The sequence below is a fragment of the Actinomycetota bacterium genome (genome assembly GCA_014360655.1).
In the GTDB taxonomy this organism is placed as follows: domain Bacteria; phylum Actinomycetota; class Geothermincolia; order Geothermincolales; family RBG-13-55-18; genus JACIXC01.
In genome coordinates this window covers 1-26,061 of the sequence record JACIXC010000001.1, presented here as the reverse complement: position 1 = coordinate 26,061, position 26,061 = coordinate 1, and the positions used below count along the sequence as shown (strand labels likewise).

General features: G+C 65.3%; 19 protein-coding genes. 16 read left to right on the top strand and 3 right to left on the bottom strand.

The window, feature by feature from the left end; genetic code table 11:
- Positions 1–16 precede the first annotated feature (16 nt).
- Positions 17–1,534: a long-chain-fatty-acid--CoA ligase gene (locus tag H5T73_00095; protein ID MBC7246167.1), complete on the bottom strand. Its 1,518-nt coding sequence runs from the start codon at positions 1,532–1,534 to the stop codon at positions 17–19.
- Positions 1,535–1,646: 112 nt separating this feature from the next.
- Positions 1,647–2,741: a DUF362 domain-containing protein gene (locus tag H5T73_00090; GenBank protein ID MBC7246166.1), complete on the bottom strand. Its 1,095-nt coding sequence runs from the start codon at positions 2,739–2,741 to the stop codon at positions 1,647–1,649.
- A 387-nt stretch (positions 2,742–3,128) separates the two neighbouring features.
- Between H5T73_00090 and H5T73_00085 the strand changes: the two genes are divergently transcribed.
- The 15 genes from H5T73_00085 (at position 3,129) to H5T73_00015 (ending at position 22,888) form a co-directional block, all read left to right on the top strand.
- Positions 3,129–5,621, top strand: a complete 2,493-nt coding sequence (locus H5T73_00085; GenBank protein MBC7246165.1) for an MMPL family transporter — start codon at positions 3,129–3,131, stop codon at positions 5,619–5,621.
- A 452-nt stretch (positions 5,622–6,073) separates the two neighbouring features.
- Positions 6,074–7,087 carry an alcohol dehydrogenase catalytic domain-containing protein gene (locus H5T73_00080; GenBank protein ID MBC7246164.1) on the top strand — a complete coding sequence of 338 codons (1,014 nt, stop codon included), beginning with the start codon at positions 6,074–6,076 and terminating at the stop codon, positions 7,085–7,087.
- A 179-nt stretch (positions 7,088–7,266) separates the two neighbouring features.
- Positions 7,267–8,970 (top strand): adenine deaminase, encoded by a 1,704-nt coding sequence (gene ade, locus H5T73_00075; protein MBC7246163.1) that lies wholly within the window; start codon positions 7,267–7,269, stop codon positions 8,968–8,970.
- Positions 8,971–9,139: 169 nt separating this feature from the next.
- Positions 9,140–9,421 carry a hypothetical protein gene (locus H5T73_00070; protein MBC7246162.1) on the top strand — a complete coding sequence of 94 codons (282 nt, stop codon included), beginning with the start codon at positions 9,140–9,142 and terminating at the stop codon, positions 9,419–9,421.
- Between the two features lie 146 nt (positions 9,422–9,567).
- Positions 9,568–10,452, top strand: coding sequence for a 3-hydroxyacyl-CoA dehydrogenase family protein (locus H5T73_00065; protein ID MBC7246161.1), 885 nt, complete (start codon positions 9,568–9,570; stop codon positions 10,450–10,452).
- Between the two features lie 71 nt (positions 10,453–10,523).
- Entirely contained in the window at positions 10,524–11,432 is a 909-nt protein-coding gene (locus tag H5T73_00060) for an enoyl-CoA hydratase/isomerase family protein (GenBank protein ID MBC7246160.1), read from the top strand.
- Positions 11,433–11,757: 325 nt separating this feature from the next.
- The gene (locus H5T73_00055; protein ID MBC7246159.1) at positions 11,758–12,912 is read left to right on the top strand and encodes an acyl-CoA dehydrogenase family protein; all 1,155 of its coding nucleotides are present in this window, start codon (positions 11,758–11,760) and stop codon (positions 12,910–12,912) included.
- 54 nt (positions 12,913–12,966) lie between these two features.
- Positions 12,967–14,136 (top strand): iron-containing alcohol dehydrogenase, encoded by a 1,170-nt coding sequence (locus H5T73_00050; GenBank protein MBC7246158.1) that lies wholly within the window; start codon positions 12,967–12,969, stop codon positions 14,134–14,136.
- A gap of 186 nt (positions 14,137–14,322) precedes the next feature.
- Positions 14,323–14,736, top strand: a complete 414-nt coding sequence (locus H5T73_00045) for an SCP2 sterol-binding domain-containing protein (GenBank protein ID MBC7246157.1) — start codon at positions 14,323–14,325, stop codon at positions 14,734–14,736.
- Between the two features lie 112 nt (positions 14,737–14,848).
- Positions 14,849–15,127: a MoaD/ThiS family protein gene (locus tag H5T73_00040; GenBank protein MBC7246156.1), complete on the top strand. Its 279-nt coding sequence runs from the start codon at positions 14,849–14,851 to the stop codon at positions 15,125–15,127.
- An 83-nt stretch (positions 15,128–15,210) separates the two neighbouring features.
- Complete coding sequence (locus H5T73_00035; GenBank protein ID MBC7246155.1) at positions 15,211–16,695, top strand: B12-binding domain-containing radical SAM protein; 1,485 nt, start codon at positions 15,211–15,213, stop codon at positions 16,693–16,695.
- A 645-nt stretch (positions 16,696–17,340) separates the two neighbouring features.
- Positions 17,341–18,423 carry an acyl-CoA dehydrogenase family protein gene (locus H5T73_00030; protein MBC7246154.1) on the top strand — a complete coding sequence of 361 codons (1,083 nt, stop codon included), beginning with the start codon at positions 17,341–17,343 and terminating at the stop codon, positions 18,421–18,423.
- 312 nt (positions 18,424–18,735) lie between these two features.
- Positions 18,736–21,135, top strand: coding sequence for a hypothetical protein (locus H5T73_00025; GenBank protein MBC7246153.1), 2,400 nt, complete (start codon positions 18,736–18,738; stop codon positions 21,133–21,135).
- Positions 21,101–22,081, top strand: coding sequence for a glycyl-radical enzyme activating protein (locus H5T73_00020; GenBank protein ID MBC7246152.1), 981 nt, complete (start codon positions 21,101–21,103; stop codon positions 22,079–22,081). Before H5T73_00025 ends, H5T73_00020 begins: the two co-directional genes overlap by 35 nt.
- Positions 22,082–22,888 (top strand): pyridoxamine 5'-phosphate oxidase family protein, encoded by an 807-nt coding sequence (locus H5T73_00015; protein MBC7246151.1) that lies wholly within the window; start codon positions 22,082–22,084, stop codon positions 22,886–22,888.
- A gap of 227 nt (positions 22,889–23,115) precedes the next feature.
- On the opposite strand, the gene H5T73_00010 is transcribed toward H5T73_00015, so the two are convergent.
- Positions 23,116–24,198: an NAD(P)-binding protein gene (locus tag H5T73_00010; protein MBC7246150.1), complete on the bottom strand. Its 1,083-nt coding sequence runs from the start codon at positions 24,196–24,198 to the stop codon at positions 23,116–23,118.
- A gap of 166 nt (positions 24,199–24,364) precedes the next feature.
- Between H5T73_00010 and H5T73_00005 the strand changes: the two genes are divergently transcribed.
- Positions 24,365–25,540 (top strand): hypothetical protein, encoded by a 1,176-nt coding sequence (locus tag H5T73_00005; GenBank protein ID MBC7246149.1) that lies wholly within the window; start codon positions 24,365–24,367, stop codon positions 25,538–25,540.
- The last annotated feature ends 521 nt before the right edge of the window (positions 25,541–26,061 follow it).

Sequence of the window (26,061 nt, the reverse complement as noted above, 5' to 3'; positions counted from 1 at the left end):
CGGACGCCGCCGTGGCTTACCGGTGCAGCAGGCGTTCCCGCAATTCTTTCTTGGAAGCTTTTCCCAGGAAGGTACGCGGCATCTCGTCGAGGAAAGACACGCGGTGCGGGACCTTGTAATAGACGAGGGAATTGCGGGCGAACTCGATGAGCTCCGCCTCCGAAGCCTCAAGGCCTTCCTCCAGGACCACGAAGGCGTGCACCACCTCGCCCCTGATGGGGTCGGGCTCTCCCACCACGGCGACCTCCCGTACCGCGGGATGCCTTTCCAGCACCTGTTCCACCTCGGAGGGGTAGAGGTTGAAACCTCCCGATATGATGAGGTCCTTCTTCCGCTCCACGATGTAGAGGTAGCCGTCCTCGTCGAGATAGCCGATGTCGCCGGTGTGCAGCCATCCCCCGCGCAGCGCCTTCTCCGTTTCCTCCGGGTCCTTGAAGTACCCCTTCATGACGTTCGGGCCGCGCACGCAGATCTCGCCGGGGCTGCCGGCCGGAAGGACGCGCTCGAACTCGTCGCGGATGCTCACCTCCACTCCCTTGATGGGGGGACCTACCGATCCGGGCTTTAACGGGATGTCCGGCCTCTGGCAGGAGACCACCGGTGAAGCCTCCGTAAGCCCGTAACCCTCGTAGATATAGACGCCGAACTTTTCCCGGAAAGCGAGGAGCACCTCCTCCGGAAGGGGAGCGGCTCCGCTCAGCAACCGTTTCCAGCTGCGCACGTTGTACTGGGGGGCGCGCGGGTGGTTGAGGAGCTGGATGTACATGGCCGGCACTCCCGTCATGGTGGTTATGTGGTGGCTTTCGGTGTAGGCGAAGATATCCTCCGCGTCGAACCAGCGCACCAGCACGCAGTAGAGGCCCACGAGCGGCGGCACCAGGGACATGGTAAGCCCGTAGGAATGGGTGAGGGGAAGGGCGGAGAGGGCCACTTCCCCCCGCGTCATGCGGTTGGTCTCGGCTGTCGAGCGCGCGTTGCTTCCGAGGTTGCGGTGGGTCAGCATGACTCCCTTGGGTTTCCCCGTGGTGCCCGAGGTGTAAAGGAGGGCCGCCGTGTCGTCCTCGCCCATCTCGCGGGAGGTTGGTAGCTCCTCCGGCTGGTCCCTGGTGAGGTCCGAGAGGGAGACCAGGCCGCTCTCCTCCCCCTCGCAGAGGATCACCCGGCCCTTTTCCAGCAGTCGGGAGCATGCGGTGCGCACTTTCGGCAGCAGGTTCGGCGTGGTCACCACCCACTTGGCCTCGCAGTGCTCGGCTATCCAGGAAAGCTCCTCGGCGCTGATGAGGAAGAGGGTGGGGCAGAACACGACGCCCGTTTTCGCGCAGGCGCCGAACAAGAATATGAATTCGGGGATGTTCTCGGTGTGGATGAGCAGCACGTCGCCGGCCTGCAGGCCGAGCTCGCGCAGGGCGTTCCCTATGCGGCAGGACTCGCTGTAGATATGGAGGTTGGTGTAATCGCGGCCCTCGAAATGCATGAGTTTGAACTCGGGAAAACCGACCAGGTCCCGGTCCAGGGAATCGGTGAGAAGCGTCATCTCCAGTGCCTTTCCATCCGACGGGCCGTCCTTGACAGCGGCATGAACAGTAGCGACCTCACAACATCTTATCAATACGGAAGATGCTTTTCTATCCGTTGAAAACGAGTCTCTAGCCGCGCAGGAAGGCGACCATCCCGCCGACCTTTACGGCTCCCTCGGGGCACAGCTCGTGGCAGCAGTAGCAGGCTATGCACTTCGCGGCGTCGAAGCGGGGATACCCGTGCAGGGAGATGGCCTGCACCGGGCATCCGCGCACGCAGGAACCGCAGCCGGTGCACCTCTTCCTGTTCACCCCCAGGCGCGGCCGCGAGAGACTGCGGAAGATGAGCTTCTGTACCGCACCGCCGGGATCGAGCCGCGCCATGGTGGAGGGCTTCCTGAAGCGGGGTATGACCGGTAACTCCCCCAACACCTCCACGGCCTCCAGGTCGTCCGGTGCCAGGCCGCGCCTCGTCGCCCAGGCCTGGGTGGGAACGCGCGCGGGATCGATGCCGGCCATGCGGCACATGGCCAGGTCGATCACGCCGCCGCTGCGCGAGGACAGCAGGACGCCGATGTCCCTTAGCTTGCCACCCGAGGGGCCGTTCCCCTCCATGCCCACCACCGCGTCCATGATCACCAGGTCGGGGGGGCGCAGCGCGTAGAGGTCCACCAGCAGCTCGCCGAAGTCCCACGGACGGGGGGCGGCGGCGTGGAGACGGGCTTTTTCCCCTCCCACCAGGAGCCCGTAGCTGTTCTTCACGGCGCCGGTGATGACCGTGGTCATGTGGGTCTTGAACTTGGGGACGGATATCCACAAGTCCGCCTCGAAGACCTCGGAGCACACGGAAACGCGCCTCACGTGGCGCGAATCTATCGCGACCTGCCGCGGGCGCAGGCCGAGGTTGACGAGATCCTCTCCCGCAGCCTCCTCCGCGCCGCTCACGCGGGCCATGCGGCCCACCATGCCGTAGCCGCGTATGCCCGGGTTATCCCCCACCATCACGCGGCAGCCCCTGCGGCGCAGCTCGTCGCGCAGGGAGCGGATTACGCAGGGATGCGTCACCACCCCGGATTGCGGGGTGAAGGGCCCCAGCAGGTTGGGTTTGACCAGGACCGTTTTTCCCCGCCACTCCAGCCCGCTTCTGTCAAGCATATCGGAGACGGCGGGACGGACCTCGTCCTCGCGGTAGGAGGAAACCCTGCTTACAAGAAGATAAGCCAACGTAAGCTCCTTACCTTGAGGGGAAACGAGTCCCCTCGCCCACCTTCACCTTCGGCGCCGGGTGGGGCGCACTGCGGAAAGCCGCGGCGATCCCGGTCCTTACCGTGGAAACCGCGCCGCCATACGCATGAGGATATCACCCCCTCATCGGCAGGAAAAAGACCCTGCCAGCCGTGAACTAACGGAAATGCGCGGCGGCCGGAAGTCATGGCCGCCGGGAGCGGGAGGGCAAGGGCGGGCAAAAATGTAAGTATGTGTGAGCATGGGGGCGCAAGGTAGGTAACCAAATGCCGGCGAAATGATTATAATGGTTAGGAATATCGGCGGGTGGATGGCGGCAAGGCATTTGCCCGCCGCACGGGAACAGGCCAGGAGGAGGATGGAAGGTTGAAGTTCTTCGCCCGCTTGTGCCGCGATCATGCGCTCGCGGTGGTCCTTATCTGCATCGCCCTCACCCTGCCGGTGGCGGCGGGCATGGGCTTCATCGATGTGAAGGCGGGCCAGAAGGACCTCATCCCCAGCAAGTTCGAGACCTCGCGCACCATCGAGGAAGTGGACCGGCTTTTCGGCGGCACCGTCTACGAGATCCCCATGGTGGAGAGCGACCGCCTGCTCACCTACCCCATGATCAAGAAGTTCCTCCTGCTCGAGAAGGAGATGGCAGCGGAGGTGGGGGAGGAATATTACACCTACATGGAGCATTTCCTCACCGGGTTCGCCCTGAACGCCCTGAACGAGGCGCGCAAGACCTACGGGCCTTTGATAAACGACATCGGCGCCATCCTGCGCTTCGCGGAGGGGACCACGGTGCCCGACCCCGACGACCCCGCGAGGAGCATCCCCTTTGAGGAGGCCATCGAGAAGGGGGTCGCGCAGTATTTGGCGAACCCGGTGGCACGCAAGTGGACGGTGGAGAAGGAGGGCTCCGCGCTCCTCTCCGCGGACGGGAAGCACGCCGCCATCTGGGTCAAAGTCAACCCCATGCTGAAGACGGAGGAGATGCGGGAGGCGGCCCGCAGGTTCGAGGATTTCTTCCACGGATACTTCGAGGACGGCGAGATACCTGCAAGGGTAATGATAAGCGGCGACCCTTCCATAGACCGTGACCTGGAGAACTACGTCTTCGAGAGCACCTGGGTACTGGCCCTTATCGCCGTCCTGGTGCTCATGCTCCTGCTTTACATGACCTTCCAGAGGTTCACAGACATCTTCCTTCCCCTCGCGGTGATCGTCATGTCCGCCATGTGGATATACGGGCTCATGGGATGGCTGCACGTTCCCTACACCATGCTCTCCGCCGTCATCGGGCCGCTGGTGCTGGGGATCAGCCTGGGGAACCTCGTCTACATGATGAGCCGCTTTTACGAGGAATTCGGCATGCGCAAGGACCAGAGGGACGCCGCTTACCGCGCGGTGGTGACCGTCGGAGTAGCCGTCTTCCTGGCCTGCATCACCACCTTCTTCGGTTTCGCGAGCTTTCATTTTTCCGACTTCGACGTCATGCGGCAGTTCGGTTACATGGGCGCGGTGGGCATAGGCATCTGTTTCCTGCTCAGCGTGACCTTCCTCCCCGCCCTCATGATCCTGCGCGAGGACCGCAGGTTGCGCCGGGAGGGAAGCCGTGCTCCCCGCGGCGTCGCCATCTTCTCGTCGCGAGGAAGCTCGCGGATCGACCGCGCCATGGGAAGGATCGCGGGCATTTCGCAGGACCGCCCCCGCGCGGTGGTGGCCATCTATGTTCTGGTGGTCTTGGCCTGCGTGTTGGGTTCCCTGCGCCTGACCACCACCCCGGACCTGCGTGCCCTGGCCCCGCAGGACATCCCCTCGCTGCAGGCCCAGTACGAGCAGGAGCGCATCTTCGGGGGACAGCAGGAGGACGTGGTGCTCCTGACCGGAAACGTGCTGGAGCCCCAGGTACTGGCCGCCATGCGCCGCTTCCAGGAGGAACTGGCATCCACGCCCTATTTCACGGAGAACGGGAGCTCGACCCTCGCGGAACTGCTGCAGGATTTCCGCGTGGAGACGGGAAAGGCCGCGCCGGGAGCGGATTACGCCGCCTCCCTGCCGGCCACGGCGAAGGAGGCGGAAGAGGACCTCGCCACCATCAGCGAGCTCTTCGGGTCGCAGGAGGGCAAGCTGATCTCCGCCGATCACCGGGCCGCCCTGATCAGCGTGTTCAGCGAGGGCGCCAGGAGCAACCGGGAGGCCATAGACAAGAACCGCGTCCTCAAGGAGGCGGCCGAGAACTGCTTCGGCTCGCTCGCTATCGGATACAAGGTGGGAGGCATCACCCCCCTCACCTACGATCTGCTGGGGAACCTGGTTCCCACCCAGTTGCGCACGGCGCTCCTCGCTCTGCTGCTCTCCGGGTTGGTGCTCATCCTCATCTTCCGTTCCGTCACCTACGGGCTGGCCACCCTCTCCGTGCTGGTGGCCGGGGTGGCGGTGGAGATGGGGTTCCTGGCGCTCATGGGGTGGGAACTGGACATGATGACCGTGCTGGTGGCATCCATGATCATCGGCATGGGAATCGACTACGGCATCCACGTGACCCACCGATTCCTGGAGGAATACTCCCCGCAAGAGGTTAGCGTGGCGGAGGCCTTGGACATCTCCGTGATGCGCGTGGGAAAACCCCTCCTGGCCAGCGCGGCCTCCACCGCCGGCGCCTTCCTGGTCATCTCCTATTCCAAGATGGCCCCCATCCGCCGTTTCGGGCTCATCACCGCGCTTTCCCTGGCCGTCTCCCTTGCGGCGAGCCTCCTGGTGCTTCCCTCCATCATCACCATCATCGCCCGCAGGAAGCCGCATCCGCGGGAGGAGTGGGAATCCGAAGAGGCCGGCGGACCGGAGCCGGCGGAAATCCACGCTCCCAGCTGAAGCGCTTCCTCACCGCTCCTTGGAATGAACGGGGCAAGCGCCTCGTGTCGTGTGGGTGTGACGCCTTTCGCTTCCTCTCGGGCTACCGTGGCGGGCGTGGACAGACCGGGCACGGGCCGCGCTTGTTCTCGGAAGGGAAGACGGGTTGTGTTGCAGAATGGTGAAAAAGGGTTCCGAGATGCGCGAAAAACAAGTCGGTTTGAGGGAATCTCCGTGAAGAGGCGTAAAGGGCCCCAGGGAGACATGAAGGGTCACGATGGGGTCCGGGGAGGGGAGAAGCCTCTGCGAACCCATGGTAGATCAAACCAAGACGTAAGAGGAAAAGGGGTTTTCCTCGCCGGAACCGGATCGAGAAAGGGCGGGAAGTAAGCCCGCGCATGAGGTAAGATAGAATACGAGCGGCTTTCAGGCTCCGCCGGCGTTGTTGAGGGAGTAAAGGAGAGTGGCGCGAGATGTTGGGCCTGTATTTCGACGGCGAACTGCAGCTCCGCGACGACCTGCCCATGCCGGAACCGGGACCGGGCGAGGCCCTGATCAAGGTCATCGCCGCGGGCATATGCCACACGGACCTGGAGGTGGTCCATGGCTACATGGAGTTCAAGGGCATACTGGGTCACGAGTTCGTGGGGGTGGTGGAGAGCTGCGACAATCCCGAATGGGTCGGGAAAAGGGTGGTGGGGGAGATAAACTGCCCCTGCGGCGTCTGCGCCATGTGCATCGAGGGAAAAGGAAACCACTGCCCGCAGCGCACCACCCTGGGGATAAGCGGCAGGAACGGCACCTTCGCCGAGTACACCGTTCTCCCCGTCTCCAACCTCCACCTGGTCCCTGACACCATGCCCACCTACACCGCCGTTTTCGTGGAGCCACTGGCGGCCTGCTTCCGCATCGCCGAACAGGTGCACCTGAGCCCGCGCTTGCGGGTCGCGGTTCTGGGAGACGGCAAGCTGGGGCTGCTGGCGGCCCAGGTGATGCGGCTCTCGGGTTGTTCCTTGCTTGCCGTGGGGCGCTATCCCCACAAGCTTAAGATCCTCGATCGCCTGGGGGTGAGGACCGCCCTGGAGAGCGATGGGGCAGGGGAAGAACGTTTTGACGTGGTGGTGGAGTGCACGGGAAGGCCGGAGGGCTTCGAGATGGCCCGTGCCCTGGTGAAGCCCGCGGGGACCATCGTGCAGAAGAGCACTTTCGTGGACAACGTCCTGCTGGACGTCTCCAGGCTGGTGGTGGACGAAGTGCAGGTCATCGGCTCGCGCTGCGGGCCTTTCCAGCCCGCCATCCGCGCCCTCATGCGGGGGCTGGTCAACGTGCAGGAGCTCATCGACCGCAGGTTCCCGCTGGAGATGGGGCTGCAGGCATTCGATTACGCCATGAAGGAAGAGGCGCTGAAGGTCATCCTGGAGATGAGGGCCTATCCGGCCGAGGGCCTGCGCAAGCCGGGTGAGCTGCAGGAGGAGCCGGTGATCTGACCGCCTTACCCGCGCGGTCCCGCCGCGCACGGCCCGCGCGGCGCCGCACCGGCAGGTCATTCCCGCACGTAGTGAGAGAAGCGCCGGTCGAGGGCGGCGCCGGCTTCCATGATATGGGATATAAAGAGAAGGGGAAGCCTCGCGGGGAGCGGGGCACGCGCCGGAGAGCGGGAGGAGGCATGGAAAACGATACGTGGCTGGCGGTGGCAAGGGGAGAGGGCGAGGCCGATCTCGTCTTCACCGGGGCGCGCGTGGTGGATGTCTTCAGCGGCAGGGTCAGGGAGGAGGCGGTGGCGGTGCACGGGGGGCGCATCGCCGGTTTCGGGAGCAGGCGCGCGCGAGAGCGCGTCGAGCTTGACGGTGCCTTCCTCTGCCCCGCCTTCATAGACGGCCACGTGCACATCGAGTCCTCCCTGGTCTCCCTTCCGGAATACGCCCGCGCCGTGGTCCCGCACGGCACCGCGGCGGTGGTCACCGATTACCACGAGATAGCCAACGTGATGGGGTTGGAGGGCGTGCGCTACATGATGCGCCTGGCCGAGGGACTCCCCCTGGAGGTCTTCGTCATGCTTCCCTCCTGCGTGCCCGCCACCCCCATGGAAACGGCGGGGGCGGTGCTGGAGGCGGAGGACCTCGCTCCTCTCCTCGCGGAGGAGGCGGTGGTCGGCCTGGGCGAGGTGATGAATTTCCCCGGCGTGATCGCAGGCGACGCTTCGGTCATGGCCAAGATCGCGTTATGCAGGGGCTTGCCCGTTGACGGACACGCGCCCGGCCTGGGGGGCGAGAGGCTCGATGCCTATATCGCGGCGGGGGTGGAGTCGGACCACGAGTGCGTGGAGAGCGGGGAGGCATGGGAAAAACTGGAAAGAGGCATGTACATCTACGTGCGCGAGGGTTCCACCGCCAGGAACCTGCAGGCTCTGCTGCCTCTCGCCCTGGAGTCCTTCTCCCACCGCCTGCTCCTGGTCACCGACGACCGGCAGCCCGACGACCTCATGAGGCAGGGGCACCTTGACCACGTGCTGCGCCGGGCGGTGGGGTTGGGGCTGGACCCCGTGAAGGCGCTGCGCATGGTCACCCTGCATCCCGCGATGCGCTTCCGGCTTCCCCGCAGGGGAGGTATCGCCCCCGGATGGCAGGCGGACCTGGTGGTGCTCGAGGATCTGGAGGACTTCACCGTGAGGGAGGTCTACAAGCGTGGGCGCAGGGTGGCCGCGGGAGGGGAACTCCTGGTGGAGGCGAGCCCGGGTGAGGCCGCCCGTGGGACCATGAACGTGGCCTGGGAAAAAATACCAGGAATTGGCGTCGCCGCGGAGAAGGGGGACATCCTGGTCATCGGGGTCGTCCCGGACCAGATCGTCACGGAGAGGCTGGCGGAGAAGCCCCGCGTGGAGAAGGGCATGGTGGTATCGGACCCGCAACGGGACATCCTGAAGATATGCGTATTCGAGAGGCACCGGGGAACGGGCAACGTGGGGGTGGGCTTTATCCGTGGTTTCGGCCTGCGCGAGGGGGCCATGGCTTCCACCGTGGCCCACGACTCCCACAACCTGGTGGTGCTGGGAGTGGAGGACGGCGATATCCTGGCGGCCGCACGCAGGGTGGTGGAGATGGGAGGAGGCCAGGCGGCGGTCAGGGGAGGGGAGGTCCTCGCGGAGCTCCCCCTGGACGTGGCGGGCCTCATGTCCACCCTGCCACTGGCGAAGGTGGCGGAACGGGTACGGCAGCTGCGGGAGGCGGTGCGGGGACTGGGTTGCGCGTTGAGCGACCCCTTCATGGCCCTCTCCTTCATGGCGCTGCCGGTGATACCCGCCCTGAAGATAACCGACAGGGGGCTGTTCGACGTGGAGTCCTTCCGCCACGTGCCCCTGTTCGTCTCGTAGGGTCCCGGGAAGGCACGGCGGGGCAGAGGCCCGGGAAAGGCACACCCGGCGGGCGGGGAGGGAAGGGCGCCCCGCGGGGTACGCGGCGCGCGGCGCGCGGCGGCCTTTTCCTGCCGGGCTCTGGCCGCGGAAGGCATATCGTGGCGGAGATCATGGCGGAAGGCAGGTCATGGCGGAAGACATCTCGCACCTCACCGACCTCGTAAAATCCGCCCGGGGACAGCTGGGCACCTTTTCCCACGGCAAGGGGGCATACCTCCCTTTCCTATCGCGGGCGGCGGAAAGGGTGGAGGGGGCGCGGGCGTTTCTTTCCCGACCCGCGCGGGCAGCCGCGGTGGCGGCCGCGTTGCTGGCCGCACTGTCCCTTGCCAACTTCCTGCGTGGATGGGGAAAGGCCGTCCGCATGAGGGGCCGCGGTAAACGCGGGAAAGCGCGCGCGGGAAGCTGCTAGAGGGCGCCCGGGGGCGCGAAAGCGATGTGATATACTTTTCTCGCGCTGCTCTTACGCGCCGCAGCGGGGAATGTCGGCACGCACACCCGGCAGGAGGTTCCTTTGCGGCTTGCCGGGAAGGGAGAGTCGGACCACGGGAGGTAGCCATGGAGATCAGGAAAGTCTTCGTTGTTGGATCGGGCCTCATGGGAAGCGGCATCGCGCAGGTCACCGCCTTCGCGGGATACCGGGTGGTGATGCACGACGTGGACGACGAGCGCACCTCCAAGGGCATGGAGGCCATCCGCAGTTCCCTGGGGAAGTTCCTTTCCAAGGAAAAGATCACGCAGGAGCAGCACGACGCCGCCCTGGCCAACATCACCACCACCACCGACCTGAAGGACGCCTCCGACTGCGACCTGGTGGTGGAGGCGGTCTTCGAGAACCTCGAGGTGAAGAGCAAGGTCTTCGGAGAGCTGGACGCCGTCTGCCCTTCCCACGCCGTACTGGCCACCAACACCTCCGCCATCCCCATCTCCTCCATCGCCGCGGCCACCAAGCGGCCGGACAAGGTGGTGGGGATCCATTTCTTCAGCCCGGTGCCCCTCATGAGGCTCTGCGAGATCATCCGGGGGCTTCAGACCTCCGACGAGACCATGGAGACCGCCGAGAAGTGGGCGCAATCGGTGGGCAAGGAGACGGTCCGGGTGCTCAAGGACCACGCCGGTTTCATCGCCAACCGCCTCTATCTTCCCATGGTGATGGAGGCGGCGAGGATGCTGGAGGCGGGCGTGGCCACCCCGGAGGACATCGACAAGGCCATGCGCCTGGGCTACAACCTGCCCATGGGTCCCCTGGAGCTCGCGGACATGACCGGCATCGACGTGCTCACCAACGCTTCCACCGCCATCTACAACGATACCGGCGACCCCAAGTACTATCCCCCGCCGTTGTTAAGGCGGCTGGTGGCCTCTGGGTTGCTGGGACGCAAGACGGCGCGGGGCTTTTACGATTACGGCAGCGGCAAGCAGGAAAGCTACTGGAAGGTCTAGGAAAGCGAACGCGGCAAATACCGGACAAGAACCGGGGCACGGTTTTCCCGCGGGTTATCGCCGGGGGTTGCATGGAAGAGAGGTTCATCGCCTGGGAAGCCAGGGACGGCGCGGGATGGGTGTACTTCTCCCGCCCGGGAAAGCTGAACGCCCTTACGCAGGGAGCCCTGCGCGAGCTCTGGGGCTGCCTCAACGCCCTGGAGACGGACCCCGCGGTGAGGGCCGTGGTCTTCACCGGGCGGGGAACGGCCTTCTGCGCGGGCATGGACATGGCAGGCCTGGAGAAAGCGGCTCCCATGGCCGCGCGCCGCCTCTCGCGCGAACTGCAGGCGGTCACCGGGCGCATCGCCGAGCTCTCCCTCCCCACCATCGCCGCCGTGAACGGCGTGGCCATGGGGGCGGGCCTGGAGATATGCCTCGCCTGCGACCTGGCACTGGCGACCCCCGCGGCGCGCTTCGCCTTCGCGGAGGCCAGGCTGGGCATGCTCCCCTACGGCGGCGGCACCCAGAGGCTGGCGCGGCTGGTGGGCCTGCGGCACGCGAGGGAGATGGTGCTGGCGGGCAGGGTGGTGGACGCGGAGACGGCGGCGGAGTGGGGCCTGGTTAACGAGGTGGTGTCGGAGGAGGGACTCGCGGCCAGGGTGGAGGAGTGGGTGAAGAAGCTCTCCCAGGGCGGAAAGACGGCGCTGTACTTGAGCAAGCGTTGCCTCAACCGCTCCCTGGACCTCGACCTCGAGCGCGGCCTCGAGCTGGAGACGGAATCCTTCGCCACTTGCTTCGGGAGCGGTGAGCCTGTCCGCGGCATCAGGAGGTTCGCGGGAGGGGGAGAGGAGCCGGAGGGACGCGAAGGGCGTGAGGGGGACGAAACGCGTCGGGAGAAGACCCACTCGGAGGGAGGCGTGCTGAGCGGCGGGAAAGCGGCCGAAGCAGAGGGAGCAGAGGAAGCGGAGGAAGCGGAGGAAGACGAGCTTTTCGAGTGACATCATGCCGCAGCCGTGGGCCGTTGGGTGAAGGAGCGTCCTTCGGGGGAGCGGCGCGTTGAGCAGGCGGGATATGATCTCTCTTTCCCGTGGCTACCGTGCAACATCACTCGTCCGCCTTTCTGGGAAACGGCGCCCGGAAGCGCTCGGAAGGAGATTGCCCGGGGCGGGGCGGATCGGAGGTGGTGATATATTCAAAGTTCACAGCAAGGGAGGGCGCTCGCGCGTGCGGTGGCCGCGAGCGGCCGTGACGCCGGTGCGGGCTCAAAGGGAGGGTTTCACGGGTTTGGCGCAGGGAAGCGGATGAGGTAAGAGGAGGTCACGCATGGATTTCGAGCTCTCTCAGGAACAGAAGGCCTTCTTCAGGGAGGTGAAGGAATTCGCGGAGAGGGAGATCGCCCCCTTCACCGAGGAATACGACCGCAGGGGCGAGTTCTTCTGGGATGGATGGAAGAAAATGGGAGAAATGGGCCTGCTCGGCCTGCCCTTCCCGGAGGAGTACGGGGGTTCGGGCGCCGGCGCCCTGGATACCGCCATCGCCATGGACGCCTTCGGGGCGGGCGGCGGTGACGCTGGGGTAGCCCTCTCCTGGGGGGCGCACACCATCATCGGGGCCGTGCCCATATGGGTCATGGGCACCGAGGAGCAGAAGAGGAAGTACCTTCCCGGCATCTGCAGCGGGGAGAAGATAAGCTGCTTCGGGCTAACCGAGCCCGACGCCGGCTCGGACGCCGCCTCCATCAAGACCACTGCCGTGCGCGACGGCGATTTCTACGTCATCAACGGGACCAAGATGTTCATCACCAACGGGCCCATAGCCGACCTGTGCATCGTCATCGCCGTCACCGACAAGGAGAAGGGCGGGGCGGGCATCAGCGCCTTCATAGTCGAGAAGGGCTTCGAGGGCTTCCAGGTGAGCAAGGAGCTGGACAAGATGGGCAACCGCACCTCGCCCACAGCCGAACTGGTCTTCAGCGACTGCCGGGTGCCGGCGGAGAACCTGCTGGGGAACGAGGGCGACGGCTTTTACGGGGTGGGCAAGGCCACCCTGGAGTGGGAAAGGGCCATCATGGTGGCTCCCGCCGTGGGGAGCATGGAGGCGAACATAAACCGCTGCGTAGAGTACGCCAGGGAGAGGAAGCAGTTCGGCAGGCCCATCGGCAAGTTCCAGGCGGTGGCCTTCAAGATCGCGGAGATGAAATGCCTCCTGGACGCGTCGCGCCTGCTGGTCTACCGGGTGGCCTGGATGAAGGACCAGGGCATCCCGGCCATGATGGAGGCCTGCGTGTGCAAGCTCTTCGTCACCGAGTCGGCCTTCAGGGTGGCCAGCGAGGCGGTGCAGATCTTCGGCGGCTACGGGTACATCCGCGAGTACCCCGTGGAGAGGACCCTGCGCGACGCCAAGCTGGGCACCATCGGGGCGGGCACCTCGGAGATCCAGAAGCTGATCATCAGCCGCCTGCTGCTGGGGAAGCTATGATGCCGGGAAAAGATGGCCGTGATTGCGCGGCTGGGCGGGAAAAGGGGGAAAGACATGGCGCTTCCGGAGGAGCTCATCGAGTTCAAGTTGCGCACCAAGATCGTCTACCGCGTGGGGGCCGTTGAGGAGCTCCCCTTCGAGCTGGGAGAGCTGGGCGCCGGGCGGCCAGTCATCTTCACCGACCGGGGCGTCATCGATGCGGGCATCCTGGACTACGTGAAGGGGGTGCTGGAGGGAAGCGACATCGAGATAGCCGGGATCTTCGACGAGGTGCGGCAGGACGCCCTGGTGAGCGTGATCAACCGTGCCGCCCGTTTCGTCAGGGAGACGGGCGGGGACAGCATAATCGCCGTGGGCGGCGGTTCCGTGATGGACACCGCCAAAGGGGCCAACGTGCTGGTCACCGGTGGCGAGGAGGACATCGCGGAGCATATCGGGGCCGAGCTGGTGGGAAGGCCCATGTTGCCCCACGTGGCCATCCCCACCACCTCCGGTACGGGCTGCGAGGTCACCTGGGGCGCCATCATCAAGAACGAGGAGGAGCGGACCAAGACCGGATTCATCGAGTGGTACTGCGCGGCCGACGTGGCCCTGCTGGACCCCAAGGTCACCCTCTCGCTGCCGCCGGAGTTGACCGCCGCCACCGGCGTAGACGCCCTCACCCACGCCATCGAGGCCTACACTTCCCCCTACGCCAACCCCCTGGCGGACGCCATGACCCTGCACGCCGTCCGCCTGGTGAGCCGCTGGCTGCGCCGGGCGGTGGAGAAGGGGGACGACCTCGAGGCGCGCGCCTATATGCAGTTCGCAGCCACCGTCGCCGGGGTGGGTTTCTTCAACACCATGTGCGGCGCGGTCCACGCCTGTGCCCACGCCCTGGGGGGGATGTTCGATATACCCCACGGCATCGCCAATTCCATCATGCTGCCCGTGGTCATGGAGTACAACCGGGACCACGTGGCGGAGAGGTACCGGGACGTGGCCGAGGCCATGGGGGCGGACGTGCGCGGCCTCACCGTGGAGGAGGCAGCGGACGCGGCCATCGCCGAGGTGAGGAAGCTCATCTCCGAGGTGGGCCTGCCCTCGGACCTCAAGGCATACGGCATCGGTGAGGAGGATCTGCCGGAGCTGGCAGAGAAGGCCATGCAGGATATTCAGATGGCCTTCAACCCCCGCCCTCCGGAGGAGGAGGAGATAGCCGAACTCTTCAGGCGGTTGCTCTGATGCGGAATCCCCCGTGGCATCTGGCTTCATGCGACACGGCTGGTTGCGTGGATGGTACCGGGCATCGCAGGGCGAGGCAGGGTGAAGTCGCGGTAGAGGGAACACGGGGCAGAAGCCGGCGGATATAGGCCGGGGTGCGGGGCGGGAGCGTGGCACGGGGGCCGCCACAGGACAAGGAGGTAGCGCATGAGCCAGTACTGGAAGGACGCGGACGAGCTGACCAGGACCTTCAGCGAGCTCTTCCGGCGCATGTTCGCCGATCCCGAGCTCTCCGCAAAGGTCGCGAAGCTTGACCAGATTGTGGTCTTCAGGTATTGCGACCCTGACGTGCAGTTCTGGTTCGACCTGCGCGGCGGGAAGAACGAGTTCGGCACCGGTGAGCCGCCCGGCGAGTTCAAGGTACGCATGACCCTCTCCGCTGATGACGGTCACCGCTCCTGGTCCAACAAGCTCAATCCCGTGATGGCCATCGCGCGCAAGAGGATCAAGGTGGAGGGCAACGCCACCGGGCTGCTCAAACTGCAGCCCCTGCTCAGGAAGGCGGCGGTCTATTACCACGGGGTGCTGGACGACATGGGGCAGCCGGAGAAGAAGTTGTAGAGCCGGAAAAGAAGTTGTAGAAGGGGTTAGGGGAAGCCGTAAGGAGCCCCGGTTCCGTGGCGCGGCGCGGCCACGCGGGATGCTTTCCCCGGACGGGCGAGGACGGAGAGAAATGCGGGTGAAGGTCCGTTTCACCGGGATGATCCGGCATTACGTGGGCACAAAGGAAAAGGACTACGATTTGCCCGAGGGCTCCACCGCGGGCGACCTGCTGCGCCTGCTGGGGCGGGATTACGGTCAGCGCTTGCCCGCGCAGATGTGGGACGGCGAGCGGGAGAGGTTCCACCCCCTCGTGATCGCCATGCGCAAGGGTGAGCCGCTCGCCGGCCAGGACGGCCTGCTGCGCGACGGCGACGAGATCTTCCTCCTCTCCCGCCTGGCGGGGGGGTGAGGGTCAGGCGAAGCTCGCGGAGGCCGCGGCGATCGCGTGCGAACGCATGCATGGATCGGGGTGCTTGGGTTAGAATAGGCGACATGAGCGAAGCGGAACTGAAGACGGCGATCATCTCCGATGCCTGGGGTTTCGGTCTCCTGGAGACCAAGCCCCATCCCCTGTGGATGGCGGAGTACGCGTTCCTCCGCAACAAGGCCCTGCTGGTGCCGGAGTACGGCGCCATGTACATCGCCGCCTTCCTCAAGGGGCAGGGATGGAGATGCGAGGTCCTCAACCTGGTGGTCGACGTCTTCCACGAGGAGCACTGGTTCCGCGAACGCGAGGAGGGGCTTGCGGCGGAGGCCCGTTCCACGGCGCCCGTGGGGGACGAGGAGGCCCTGCGCCTCATGAGGGAAAACCTGGAAAACGCCCTGCGGGACCTCCAGCCCGACGTGGTCCTCTTCCCCATCTCCATCTACTACATAGCGCGGCACGCCCGCGAGATGCTCAAGCGCATCCGGAAGATGCTCCCGGATGCTTTCCTGGTCGCCGGGGGCATCTATGCCACCATGCATCCCGGGGAGATCATGGAGGACGGCGCGGCCGACTGCGTGGTGCGGGGGGAGGGGGAGTGGACGGCCCTGGAGGTCCTCGAGTCCCTGCGGCGTGGCGATAGGGACTTCTCGCGCGTGGACGGGTTGACCTGGCGGGACGCGCATGGAAACATCATCCACAACAGGGAGCGCGGCCTCGAGAGGGACTTGGACCGCTTCCCGCATATCTACACCGTGTCCGAGGAGTTCCGCATAGGAGAGCGCCACCGCCTCCTGAAGTCCCTGAACCTCTTCGATGACTATATCCCGGGCAGCGGCTTCCTCACCTCGCGGGGGTGCCCGGAGCAGTGCACCTTCTGCCTGGACCCCGCGGTGTGGAAGAGGAAGACGCGCTACCACTCCCCGGCTTACGTGCGGGAGGTCCTGGACTACTGCTGGGAGCGTTTCACCGACGGCGAGCGCTCCTTCTACTTCGGCGACGCCACCTTCGCCCTCAACCGCCCGCGCCTGCGCAGGCTGCTGGAGACGGTGCGGGAGGTCCCCTACGCCTACCACATCCAGACCCGCGCCGACTCGCTGACCCCCGAGGTCCTGCAAGGGCTGCGGGAGAGCAATTTCCGCAACGTGGCCCTGGGAGCGGAGTCCTTCGACGACCGCATCCTGCGCGAGGTGGTGAAGAAGCGCACCACCGCCTGGGAGATCATCGCGGCGGCGCGCGCCGCGCGCGAACACGGTCTCAATCCCATCCTCACCTTCATCGCGGGGCTGCCGGGCGAGACCCGGGAGAGCTTGGAGCGCACGGTGGATATCCTCCGCCGGGAAGGGATCCGGGAGGCAACCTTCTTTCCCCTGGTGGTCTTCCGCGGCACCGCCCTCTACGACCTCTTCCTGCGCACCTTCTCCGAGGAGGAGAGGGAGGCACTGCGCCTCAACCCGTGGTCGGAGGAGTTCTGCTTCGCCAGCGAGGAGTTCCCCACCATGCAGGAGCTCATCGACTACACGAGGAAGCTCAACGACGCCATCCGCGCCTGAGGTTGCACGAGCCTCGTCGCCGAAGCGATATAGGAACGACTTGACCCTGCGGCTTCCGCGACGTTTAAATACGCGAGTTTCCCAGGCGACGCCCTTGACCGCTTACCGGATAAAGAGGTGGTCTGGCTTACTTGGACAGGTTTTTCCGGTCCTTAAGCTACATACTGATTATCCTTATCATACTCCTGCTACTTCTTGTTTCCGAGTGAACGTGCCCCAGTAGACCTCGTCGGTTGTATAGTAGCAAAGGTCCTGGTGCCGTCTCATCGGTTGTAGGGCGGGCACCGAGGACTTGGCCCGCGGTGCGGCCTAATAGTAGCAAAGGTCCTGGTGCCGTCTCATCGGTTGTAGGGGAAGGGATAAGCCCTTGGCCTCAAGCCTGTTGGATATCATGCGGCATCTGGATAAGGCAGGTTATGGGCAATGGGGGCTCTTGTTGCACACCCGGGTGTAAAGGGCATCCCCTGGGTGAGTCGGCATCACGGTCTAACCAGCAGCATGGACCCTGCCAAGCGTCACGGTTATCCGGCGGGCAGCTCTTGGTGGCGGAGATTTGCGGGTGATCGCCGCCCGAGATTATCATGGAGATGGTGAGGATAGTGCCATGCCTGGCATGGTTGGCGGATCCCGAAACGTCCGGAGGTGATGATGAACACCAAGGAGATGAGGACCTTCGCGCGGAGCAGGATCCTCCCCAGCATCGAGAAGCGGGCCTCCGGCGGCAAGCTCGACCGCAAGCTATGGAAGAAGCTGGCGGACATGGGCGTTCTGGGGATGGCCATAGACAGGAAATACGGAGGCGAGGGGGCGGGGGTAGTCGAATTCGCCGAGTGCCTGGCACTCCTGGCCGGTGAAAGCCTGGACCTCGGGCTGGCCCTGAGCGTGCTGGACCACGTGATGCTCTGCGCTTACCCCCTGCAGGTGTTCGGCTCCCAGAAGCAGAAGAAGGAATACCTCCCGGGCTTGTGCCGGGGAGAGAGTATAGGCGCGGCGGCCATCTCCGAGCCGGACGCGGGTGCCGACCCCGCGCGTATCCGTACCCTGGCCCTGAAGGAGGGGAATGGATACGTGCTCACGGGGGAGAAAGGTCCGGTGACCAACGCGCCGGCGGCCGACGTCTTCCTGGTCGTCGCGGCCACCGATCCGGCGGCGGGCAAGAACGGCCTTACCGCTTTCGTCGCGGAGAGCAAAGACGGCCTCCTGGTGGAGGAAACGCGCCTGGGATTTCTTGCCACCTCTCCGCACGGCAGGGTGATTTTCGACCGCGTGCGTATCCCCGCCGACCGCATGGTGGGGGAGGAAGGGTGGGGGCATGAGCGCATCTCGCGTTCCCTCTTCCTGTGGGAGAGGGCGGTCGTCATCCCGTCCATCGTGGCTTTCATGGAACGCTGGCACCATCTCTTGATCTCCGCCCTGGACCCGGCCGGGATATCCCCGGATCACAGGGTGATGCTCGCCCAGAGAAAGGTGGAGCTCACCGCCTACAGGATACTTGCGGAGAGACTGCTGGAGCTCACTTTCGGCGACACGGAGGGAGGAAGGGAACGCCTGGAGCTCCTCCTCTTCTTCGGAAAGGCGCTTCCCTCCTGGGTGGATTCCATGCGCGACCTGGTCGAAGAAGCGCGCGTGCCCCTCGACGAAACGGGCGCCAGGATGCTCGCCGACCTCCGGCTCCTGGAGGTGGGGCGGTCCATCCTGGACTGGCAGTTTCAGAAGGTCCTATTCTAAGAGGCTGAAGGGGTCAGGTTATTTCTCGTCTCCCAGGTCCCGAGAGACGCAAGACCGGCGAACTCCGTTGCATGGAAAATGCGGGAATGTCACCCAATGGTATGAGGTTTTCAGGCACGGCTCCTTGCGTGAGCCGGTCGACCTCGCGCACGGCATGACGCGCGGGAAAGATTGCCCCGCGGGCGGATTTAACGGAAGTCAATACGGCGCGAGCCCGATGCATTATCATTGATATGGGATGAGACGTTCGGGGCGTTCGCCCGAGCATCGAGGGAGCCGGGCGGACGGCCACGGCACCGGGAGGTGAGAAGGATGAGGGAAGGCGAGGTAGTCACCCCGGATCTTATCTGGCGACCCTCGGACAACCTTTCCCCTCGGGTGAGGAGGCTGCGGGAGGAATACTATTCCATCGAGGCAAGGCCATATTTCCGCAACGAGGTCATGCCCTTCACCACGGGTACCGCCTGGGACGAGGTCTGGTCGCCGGTGAACTGGGGCATCATCCCGGAATTGGTGCCCTTCATGGGAGCCTTCTCGGAATCGTTGCGGGTGCTGGCGCGCCGTGTCGAGCTGCCGGAGGGCTTCTGGGAGAGGCCTCTTGTGCTGCGACGCGCCCTCTTCTTCCGCGAGGTGTGCCGGCGTTACCTGCCGGTGCATATCCTGGAGGGCGAGCTCATCGTCGGGGGGCAGTTCAACACCGCGCTCTCCAAGTGCCACAACCGCCGGGAGGCCAGGCGCTGGCGGAAGGCGGTGGGCAGGTGGTGGAAGAGGTGCGCGGAGATAAACGAGCTGGGAATCGCCAACGCGGGCGCGGTGCCCGGGCACCTCATCCCCGACTATCCGCGGGTGCTCGCGGAGGGCCTGCGGGGCATCCATGAAGACCTCGCGTCGCGCAGGGAAGAGGCCGACGAGCTTGACTACGCGGATTTCCTGAAAGCCCTCATGGTCTGCTGCGAGGCGGCGCGTGACCTGGCCCTGCGCTACGCCGAGGAGGCGGAGCGGCTGGCGGGCGAGGAGAAGGACGAAGGCAGGGCGGCGGAGCTGCGGGAGATCGCCCGCATCTGCCGCAAGGTGCCCTGGGAGCCGGCGGAGAGTTTCCACGAGGCGGTGCAGTCCCTCTGGTTCACCCACATGCTGGTAATGGCCGCGGAATCCTACCCCGGGGCCGGCCTCTCCCACGGCCGCTTCGACCAGTACATGTACCCCTACTACAGGAAAGACCTGGAAAGCGGCCGTCTCACCCGCGAGCAGGCCAAGGAGATCCTCCACTGCTACTGGGTCAAGCACAACTACGCCTACGATTTCCAGTGCCGCGTGCTCAGCAACCAGGGCATAAACTCCGGCTTCGGGCAGCTCATGACCCTGGGAGGCATCGACGCCGAGGGCAAGGACGCCTCCAACGAGCTCACCTGGCTGCTCCTGGAGGTCATCGAGGAGATGAACATGCTGGAGCCCAAGCCCAACATCCGCCTGCACGCCGGAACGCCGGAACCCCTGCTGCGACGGGTGGCGGAGATGATCTCCCGCGCCCAGGGCTCGCCCTTTCTCATGAACTTCGACGAGAACTCCATGCGCGGACTGGAATGGCAGGGGTTGCCGAAGGAAAGGCTGTGGGACTACGCCCCCGTGGGTTGCCTGGAGAACACCCTGCAGGGGGACGACCGTTCCGGCACCGTGGACGTCAACGTCAACCTGGCCAAGGCGGTGGAGCTGGTCTTCTTCCGGGGGAGGGACGCGGCCACCGGCAAGCGCATCGGGCCGGACACGGGGAAGGTGGAAGGCTTTGCCACCTGGGAGAGGTTCCGGGAGGCTTTCGAGATACAGCTGCGCGCCCTCCTGGACCACGTGCTGGACATCAGCGACGAGGCCGACCGCATCCGCGCGGAGTTCGAGCCCACCCCCTACCTGTCCGCGCTGGTGGGCGGTTGCGCGGAAAAGGGGAAAGACATCACGCAGGGAGGGGCGCGCCACAACTACATCACCGTGGAGGGGGTGGCTTTTGCCACAGCCGCCGACTCGCTCACCGCGGTGAGGAAGCTGGTGTTCGAGGACGGGAAGGTGAGCATGGGCGAGCTGGCGCAGGCCCTGCGGGACAACTTCGAGGGGCACGAGCCCCTGCGCCAGACGCTCTTGAACAAGGCACCGAAATACGGGAACGACGACGATTACGCGGACGAGATGGCCCGCTGGCTCTCGCGCACCTGGACGGAGATGGTCTTCAAGCGCACCTCGCCCGCCACCGGCCGTAGGTACCGGGGCGGTTACCTTTCCTGGAATTACTGGGTATCCTTCGCTCCCTCCACGGCGGCCACCCCGGACGGCAGGAGGCGCGGCACCTATCTCTCCAACGCCATCGGCCCCGTGGACGGGGCCGACCGCAACGGCCCTACGGCGGTCACCCTCTCCGTGGGAAAACTGGGGCTGGAAACCGCTCCCAACGGCGCCTCACACACCATCAGCTTCAGCCCTTCCCTGCTGCGGGATGAGGAGCACGTCGAGAAGCTCATGGCCTTCCTGCGAGCCTACGGGGAGAAGGGGGGCACGGCACTGCAGGTGAACGTCATCGACCCCGATACCCTGCGCGAGGCGCAGCGGCGGCCGGAGGAGTACCGCAACCTGCTGGTGAGGGTCACCGGCTACAACGCCTATTTCGTGGTGCTGGGGAAGGAGATACAGGATGAGATCATCGCCAGGGAATCCCACCGGCTGTGACGGGGGGGCCATCACGGGGGTCGTCTTCAACGTGCAGCGCTATTCCACCGAGGACGGCCCCGGCATACGCACCACCGTGTTCCTCAAGGGGTGCCCCATGCGCTGCCCCTGGTGCCACAACCCGGAGGGGTTGGAGAGGAAACCGCAACTGGTGTGGTACGACGTGCGCTGCATCGGGGCGCGGGACTGCCTGTCGGCCTGCCCCCGCGGAGCGCTCACCCTCACCCCCGAGGGCATGGTCATCGACCGCGAGGCCTGTGACGCCTGCGGCCTCTGCGAGGAGGCCTGCCCGGCCGCCGCCCTGGAGGTGATCGGCAAGGAGAGGACGGTGGGGGAGGTGGCCGCCGAGGCGCTGCGCGACCGCGTCTTCTACCAGAAGTCGGGCGGTGGGGTTACGCTATCCGGGGGAGAGCCCGCCCTGCAGGCGGAGTTTTCCGCCGCCCTCATGGAGGCCCTGCGCGGGGAGGGCGTACACCTCGCCCTGGACACGTGCGGCGGCGTCTCCTGGAAAAAGCTGGAACCTCTGGCGGACCTGGCGGACCTGGTGCTCTACGACCTCAAGGTGATGGACGGGGAAGCCCACCTGAGATACACGGGGATCCCGCTGGAGCTGGTGCTTGACAACGCACGCCTGGTGGCGGAGAAGGGCAAGCCCATGTGGGTGCGCACGCCGGTGATCCCCGGGTATACCGACGACGAGGAGAACATCCGCCGCATCGCCCGCTTCATCCACGAGGAATTGCCCACGGTGGAAAGGTACGACCTCCTGGCCTTCAACAACACCTGCAGCGAGAAGTACCGGCGCCTGGACCTCATCTTCCCCCTGGCTGGGCACGGCCTGATCGACGCGGGGAAGATGGCACGCTTGGCGGGGGTGGCGGGGGAGGAGGGGCTGTCCGTGGCGCGCTGGTCGGGCGCCACGGCGCGGGAGAAGGGGGTGGGATAGATGGAGCTTTCTTCCGAGGCTCGCGAGCTCTTCTCGCAGGAGATGGCGGCCAAGTTCCTGGCAACCGTGGACCCGGAAGGCCGGCCCAACGTGGCCCTGATCGTGACCCTGCAGCCGCCGCCGGACGGGCGTGGGGACCGCCTGATATTCGGGGAGTTCCTCATGTGGAGGAGCAAGGAATACCTGCAGAAGAACCCCAGGGTCGGCATGGCCTGCATCGACACCAAGCTGAGGATGGTCGCCCTCACCGGGGATTTCCGGGGATTCGAGCGCACTGGAGCGTACAAGGAGGCCATGGACGCCTCCCCCCTCATGCGCTACAACGCCTACTCGGGCGTGAGATCCGCGGGGGTGATCGACGTGCGGGAGGTGGGCGAGACGCGCAAGGCCTCCTTCCTTTCAATACCCGTCGACCTGGCGCTCCTCGGGATGCGCGGGAAGGGAGGTCTGCGGGAAGGGGTGGAGATGCCCCGACCGGTGAAGGAAAAGTTCACCAAGCTCACCTCCATCAAGGCCCTGGCGGTTATGGGCGGGGACGGTTATCCCCGGGTGATACCCGTGCTGCCGGTGGCGGAGAAGGGGAAGGGGCTGCTTCTCTTCAGGGCGTCCGCATACAACCGGGAGCTCGCGGAGGTCAGTACGCCCTGCCCCGCGGCCATGGCCCTGGTGACCATGGACGCCAAGTCGTACAAGGTGAAAGGGGAGCTGCAGTCCGCCGGGAGGGGGTTCTTCGCCCTGCGCGTGGATGAGGTATACAACGCCATGCCTCCCCGCGTGGGGGAGCGCATCGTCCCCCCGGAGGAGTAAGTCAACACCCGGGGTCGGGCCTCGAATATTGCGTTTATCTGTCAACATTCTGGGGTCATGCCTTATTTGTCGCTACTTGCTGGCGGCTGCGGACGGGACAAGTATTAATGACATCTCTTCGCAGGCTGCACTGCGACCGATAAGATAGCCCATCCTGCGGGGGTGAGAATAGAAACCCGCAGGTGATACCGCTTGCCAAGCACCCGGTTCTGTGGACGCATGGAGGTTCAGTAGACGCCGAGGCGGGCGAACCCGGGCAGGTTGAAGGGGAAATGGTGGCGGTTGAAGTAGTAAGCCATCATTCTCCTGACCCGCTCGGGGCCTATGAGCCTGATGCTCCACTCCAGCCAGTCGACGTGGGGGCGGATGCGGTACCAGATCCTGTTCTTGAACCGGAGGCCGCTGGAGAAGTTGCGGTTAAAGCGGTTGAACTCCTCGGCCGCCCTGGAGCGGTCGTAGACGGCCATGGCCGCCACCTTGCCGGTGACCAGCGCGCCGAGGATGCCGAACCAAAAGAAGGGATCCATGGAGCCGCTGATGGTCCCGCAGAGGATAAGGCCGCGGTGGAAGAGGCGTGGCCTGCTGGTGGCGGCAAGCGGCACGGCCCCAGAGATATAATGCCAGCCGTGGTTCTCGACGCCCTGGTGCCGGAGCATGAAGTCGCGGTACCTGTGCAGGGTCTCCTCGTCCACGTGCCGCTTGGAGAAGAGGAAATCGAAATAGTAGTCGTTGCAGGAGCTCAGGTAGCCGTATTCGGTGACGGCCTCATCTATCCATATCCAGGAGCGGTTGCTGAACCCGATCTCCCCGCGCGAGGCCCAGCCGTACCAGCGGAGGTAGGGGAGGCCCAGCATCTCGTAGACGCTCGGGGTAAGGCCGCAGGCGATGATGGTGTTTTCCGGAAGTCGCGGCAGGTCCTCCCTCCGGAGGGGTGAGTTGAAGCGGAACCCCACCCCCAGTCTCGCCGCCTCCGCGTAAAGCAGGCTGTCCAGGCTGGTGGGGCGGCTGCCCCTTTCCACGGTGTGCAGGTCCAGGATCTCCAGTGGCGGGTGGAGCACCGTCTCGTGGAAGTAGAAGGGGCAGGAGACGAGGGGATGGAAGACGGGCGAGAGGTCTATTCCTATATATTCGGAGGTGCGCTCCACGTCGATGGAGGTGGTGTGGGTGGAAGGGTTGTACTTGCCGTCGCCGCCGAAACCCTCCTCGCGGTCGTGGACGGTAACCTCGTAGCCGTGACGCGCCAGGTCTATGGCGGCGACGAGCCCGGACATGCCCGCCCCGTAGATCGCCACCTTGTCCTGCCCGGCCATGAGCCGTCTCCCCGTTGGATGTCCTCCTGCCTGTCGTGACGGGAATATCTTACCACCCGGGGCGATGCGCGGGGGTTCCTCGTCCGTGTTGGGCCTCGCCGGCTTGCGGACACCCACGTGTTCCACTGACGGTGCCCGGCAACCCCCATGTTCTATAATCGAGTGCATGGAAGAGGAAAGGTATCGCGTGCCTCCTCCCAGGAGAAGGGATGTGCTTGCCGAGGAGATAGGCAAGTTTTCCCTGTGTTGTGCCCTGGGCGAGCACGAGGAAGCGAAGAGAAAAAGGTTCCGGGGCAGGAAGTTCTCCCGCCTGGACGTAGCCGGCATCAAGGAAGGCATCTTCAGGGGCGACATCCAGGAGGGGGATGAAGTGGAGGGGGAGGGGACGCTCAGCCCCTATGCGGCCGTCTACCAGCCCCGTGCCTATTACCCCGCCTACGTCATGGGGGAAGTGCGCGCCGCCCTGCGGAGGGGACAGCCGCCCCCGCAGACCTCTCCCCATTACCTTCCCGTGAGCCAGCTTCCGCCGCTGCCTGACGGTTGGAGGATACGCTTCCTCTACCCTGCCCGGAAGGAGGCGTTTGACCGTCCTGATTTCCCCGCCCACGTGCGGGACGTGCTCACCAGGGACTACCAGAGAATACCGTTCCTCCTCCCCCCCGGAAGCGAAGAATTGCGAGGCAGGGTGAGGTTCCGCGCCCGCCTCCTGCAGTTGGGCCGGGATGCGATGAGCCGTTACTCGGGGATGGGGGAAAACACATACGATGCATACGCCGCCCGTGGTATCCTGCATTTCCTGGAGCCGCTGGAGCTGGAGGAGGGGGAGAGGGACATCTCCCTGCGCGGGTCACTTTTTGCCGAGGTCTCCTTCGCGGAGGACATCGACCGCGGCGAGATCGGCCGGCGCCTGGAGGAACTGGTGTGCGGGGTGGCGTCCGAGATCTTTCCCGAGTGCCGGCGCGGCGCGCGCGAGGACGGAGGGTGCTACCTGCCCGAGAGCGGGCACCACGTCCTCCGCTTTCGCAGCCGGCTTCTGGCCCTGGTGTACGACCCCGTTATCGCGGTCTACCGCTCGCCGCGCCTGCTGGGGATCTACCTCCCCGGAGAGCTCGGAGACGGTGGGGGGGACCTGCGGCGGCGTTGGGAATCCCTGGCGCACGCGCTCTTGAGCCGCCTGGAAAGGGAATTCACGCCGCACTCTCCCGTCCGCGTGGAGATGTGTCACGATCCCAGGGCCTATTGGGCACGCGAGAGAGGCGTGATGAGCGGCCCGGATTTCCTCGGACTCGAGGAGAAGCGCCCTTTCCTCGCGCATACCCTGCGCTGGTTACGGGGTACCTGACAAGGGAAGTCATTCATGGCGGCCAACCCCCGTTCCCCTCGATGTCCCTTTAACCGTCATGGCGAAAAACCCCTTGGAAACGCCATCGCGAGGAGGCCCCAAAACGCCATCGCGAGGAGGCCCCAAAACGCCATCGCGAGGAGGCCCCAAAAACGCCATCGCGGGGTGCCATCAGAAACGTCATCGCGAGGAGCGGAGCGACGAAGCGATCTCCTCCTGCCGGGAAACGTCATCGCGAGGAGCGGAGCGACGAAGCGATCTCCTCCGGACCTTGCTCCCCCTCCCGGCACCCATACCCTATCCGTATTCCCGGCGAGATTGCTTCGTCGGCGCTGGCGCGCCTCCTCGCAATGACGTTAACCGGGAAACGCCTTGGTGCCTGACCCCACCTGTATAAAACGTCATCGCGAGGAGCGGAGCGACGAAGCGATCTCCTCCTGCCGGGAAACGTCATCGCGAGGAGCGGAGCGACGAAGCGATCTCCTCCGGACCTTGCTCCCCCTCCCGGCACCCATACCCTA

What these genes read in the sequence shown, in the direction of transcription:
- H5T73_00095 (MBC7246167.1), bottom strand. Translation starts at nt 1,534, where the DNA reads ATGACGCTTCTCACCGATTCCCTGGACCGGGACCTGGTCGGTTTTCCC.
- H5T73_00080 (MBC7246164.1), top strand. Translation starts at nt 6,074, where the DNA reads ATGTTGGGCCTGTATTTCGACGGCGAACTGCAGCTCCGCGACGACCTG.
- ade (MBC7246163.1), top strand. Translation starts at nt 7,267, where the DNA reads ATGGAAAACGATACGTGGCTGGCGGTGGCAAGGGGAGAGGGCGAGGCC.
- H5T73_00070 (MBC7246162.1), top strand. Translation starts at nt 9,140, where the DNA reads ATGGCGGAAGACATCTCGCACCTCACCGACCTCGTAAAATCCGCCCGG.
- H5T73_00065 (MBC7246161.1), top strand. Translation starts at nt 9,568, where the DNA reads ATGGAGATCAGGAAAGTCTTCGTTGTTGGATCGGGCCTCATGGGAAGC.
- H5T73_00060 (MBC7246160.1), top strand. Translation starts at nt 10,524, where the DNA reads ATGGAAGAGAGGTTCATCGCCTGGGAAGCCAGGGACGGCGCGGGATGG.
- H5T73_00055 (MBC7246159.1), top strand. Translation starts at nt 11,758, where the DNA reads ATGGATTTCGAGCTCTCTCAGGAACAGAAGGCCTTCTTCAGGGAGGTG.
- H5T73_00050 (MBC7246158.1), top strand. Translation starts at nt 12,967, where the DNA reads ATGGCGCTTCCGGAGGAGCTCATCGAGTTCAAGTTGCGCACCAAGATC.
- H5T73_00045 (MBC7246157.1), top strand. Translation starts at nt 14,323, where the DNA reads ATGAGCCAGTACTGGAAGGACGCGGACGAGCTGACCAGGACCTTCAGC.
- H5T73_00040 (MBC7246156.1), top strand. Translation starts at nt 14,849, where the DNA reads ATGCGGGTGAAGGTCCGTTTCACCGGGATGATCCGGCATTACGTGGGC.
- H5T73_00035 (MBC7246155.1), top strand. Translation starts at nt 15,211, where the DNA reads ATGAGCGAAGCGGAACTGAAGACGGCGATCATCTCCGATGCCTGGGGT.
- H5T73_00030 (MBC7246154.1), top strand. Translation starts at nt 17,341, where the DNA reads ATGATGAACACCAAGGAGATGAGGACCTTCGCGCGGAGCAGGATCCTC.
- H5T73_00025 (MBC7246153.1), top strand. Translation starts at nt 18,736, where the DNA reads ATGAGGGAAGGCGAGGTAGTCACCCCGGATCTTATCTGGCGACCCTCG.
- H5T73_00020 (MBC7246152.1), top strand. Translation starts at nt 21,101, where the DNA reads ATGAGATCATCGCCAGGGAATCCCACCGGCTGTGACGGGGGGGCCATC.
- H5T73_00015 (MBC7246151.1), top strand. Translation starts at nt 22,082, where the DNA reads ATGGAGCTTTCTTCCGAGGCTCGCGAGCTCTTCTCGCAGGAGATGGCG.
- H5T73_00010 (MBC7246150.1), bottom strand. Translation starts at nt 24,198, where the DNA reads ATGGCCGGGCAGGACAAGGTGGCGATCTACGGGGCGGGCATGTCCGGG.
- H5T73_00005 (MBC7246149.1), top strand. Translation starts at nt 24,365, where the DNA reads ATGGAAGAGGAAAGGTATCGCGTGCCTCCTCCCAGGAGAAGGGATGTG.